This window comes from Micromonospora maritima (genome assembly GCF_902825405.1).
Taxonomy (GTDB): domain Bacteria; phylum Actinomycetota; class Actinomycetes; order Mycobacteriales; family Micromonosporaceae; genus Micromonospora; species Micromonospora maritima.
In genome coordinates this window covers 1-2,134 of sequence record NZ_CADEAU010000724.1, presented here as the reverse complement: position 1 = coordinate 2,134, position 2,134 = coordinate 1, and the positions used below count along the sequence as shown (strand labels likewise).

Genomic DNA, 2,134 nt, shown 5'->3' with positions numbered 1-2,134 from the left:
CCGCCACCGCCTCCCGGTCGGCCCGCCCGGCCGGCCGGAGCACGCCCCGTCGGGCCAACCGTCCGGACGCCACCACCTCGCCCACGGTGGCGGGCACGCCGCCGCCCGCACCGAGCCGCTGCGGGACGTACCCGATGCGGTGCCACTGCCGGAAGCGGCGCTGCGGCGTGCCGAACAGGGCGACCGACCCGGCGCCGAGCGGCACCAGGCCGAGCGCGGCGCGGACCAGCGTCGACTTGCCGGAGCCGTTGGCGCCGAGCACGGCGACCACCTCGCCGGCGGTCACGGTCAGCGACACGTCACGCAGCACCGGCCGGCCGTCGTAGCCGACCGTGGCGTGCGCGATCTCGATCACGGGTGGGGTCATGAGCAGTCCAGGGCGGTTCGCAGGGTCTGCAGGTTGGCGCGCATGGCCGTCAGGTAGTCGCCCTCGGCGGGCGGGCCCTCGATCGGGTCCAGGACCGCGGTCTTCGCCCCGACCTCCCGGGCGATCGTCTCGGCGACCTTCGGGCTGACCAGCGTCTCGAAGAAGATCGTACCGGCCTGGTGCTCCCGGGCCTCCTTCGCGACCTCGGCGAGCCGCTGCGGGGAGGGCTCCGACTCCGGGGTCAGGCCGCTGATGCCGATCTGCTCCAGCTTGTAGTGCTCGGCCAGGTAGCCGAAGGCGGTGTGGCTGGTCACGATCTCGCGGCGCTGGCAGGTGCGCAGGCCCTCGGCGTACTCGGTGTCCAGCTTCGCCAGCTCGGTACGCAGCGCGCCGGCCCGCGCGGTGTAGTCGGCGGCGTGGTCCGGGTCGGCCCGGCCGAGGCGCTCGGCGAGCTTGTCGCCGACCGTGGCAAGCCGGGTCGGGTCGAGCCAGAGGTGCGGATCCTTGCCGCCCTCCTCCTCGTGGCCGGCCTCACCCTCGTGCCCGGCCTCACCCTCGTGCTCGTGCCCGCCCGCGGCGGCGTCGAGCAGCGGGGCGACCCCGGCCACGTCGAAGGCGCGGTCGCCACCGTTCTGCTCGACCGCCTCGTCCACCGCCGGCTGGAAGCCGGTGAGATAGACGATCAGCTCGGCGTCGGCCACCTGACCGACCTGGCGCGGGTTCAGCTCCAGATCGTGCGGCTCCGCGCCCGGCTTGGTCAGGTTGCCGACCGCGACCCGGTCGCCGCCGATCCGCTCGGTCAGGAACTGGAGCGGGTAGAACGCGGCCACCACGTCGACCTTGTCCGGGTCCTTCCCGCCGCCGTCGCCGGTCGAGCAGGCGGCGAGACCGCCGACGGTGAGCAGGGCGGCGGTGGCGGCGGCGAGGGCACGGGGCGTGGCACGAACGGTCATGGGACCAACTGTCCGTGACAACGAAAATTATTGTCAAAAACGCATGATTGCATGTCAGCGCAGGTCAGGCCGCACGGATCAGCCGACCGTCAGCTTGGCCAGCGCGACCGCGACCAGCAGGGTCAGCATCAGCAGCCGGAGCACCCGGGTCGCCGGCGCCTGCACCGGCCAGGTCACCGTCATCAGCCAGACCAGGCCGGCGGCCAGCACCAGCAGCAGGACACCGCCGGCCGGCCCGGGCGCGAAGAGGCCGACCAGCACCAGGACCAGCGCGGCGAGGAACACCGTCGTCGGGTTGAGCCGGGCCAACCGGGACAGCACGGGACTCTGCGTACGCTGCATGCCACAAACTCTACGAGGAGGAACGCCGTGCTGGTCACCAACCGGTTCGTGGTGGACGCCGAAACGGCTGACGAGTTCACCCGGGAGGCGCACGCCGCGCTCGCCGCGCTCGCCGCCCGGCCCGGTTACCTGCGCGGTGACCTGCTGCGGGCACTCGACGACCCGGCCCACTGGTGCCTGGTCACCGAGTGGGAGTCGGTCGGGGCGTACCGGCGGGCGCTGGGCGGGTTCGACGTCAAGGTCAGCGCCGTGCCGTTGCTCGCCCGATCGGTGGACGAGCCGTCGGCGTACGAGACGCTCGCCAGCGCCGCCCCGCAGGGCGAGATCGTCGTCGTCGCCAGTGATCGTGCCGCAGGTCCTTACCGCTGAGTCCCGGGGCACTACCCTGGCGCGTATGACCGCTCCCGGACCGGCCGCACCACCCCCGTCGCCCGTGCCGCCCGGCGCCCCGCCGGCCGACCCGGGCGTGCCC

The 2,134-nt window shown here is 73.7% G+C and carries 4 protein-coding genes; 1 reads left to right on the top strand and 3 read right to left on the bottom strand.

Going from position 1 to position 2,134, the window contains the following annotated elements:
* The 3 genes from HUW36_RS31540 to HUW36_RS31530 all read right to left on the bottom strand — a co-directional run.
* The coding region (locus HUW36_RS31540) for a metal ABC transporter ATP-binding protein (protein WP_174531408.1) at positions 1–367 on the bottom strand (367 nt) is incomplete at its 3' end.
* Positions 364–1,320, bottom strand: a complete 957-nt coding sequence (locus tag HUW36_RS31535; protein ID WP_174531407.1) for a metal ABC transporter substrate-binding protein — start codon at positions 1,318–1,320, stop codon at positions 364–366. The genes HUW36_RS31540 and HUW36_RS31535, both read right to left, overlap by 4 nt.
* A gap of 78 nt (positions 1,321–1,398) precedes the next feature.
* The gene (locus tag HUW36_RS31530) at positions 1,399–1,662 is read right to left on the bottom strand and encodes a DUF6703 family protein (protein ID WP_174531406.1); all 264 of its coding nucleotides are present in this window, start codon (positions 1,660–1,662) and stop codon (positions 1,399–1,401) included.
* Positions 1,663–1,689: 27 nt separating this feature from the next.
* On the opposite strand from HUW36_RS31530, the gene HUW36_RS31525 reads away from it, so the two are divergent.
* The gene (locus HUW36_RS31525; RefSeq protein WP_174531405.1) at positions 1,690–2,031 is read left to right on the top strand and encodes an antibiotic biosynthesis monooxygenase family protein; all 342 of its coding nucleotides are present in this window, start codon (positions 1,690–1,692) and stop codon (positions 2,029–2,031) included.
* Positions 2,032–2,134: the final 103 nt, after the last annotated feature.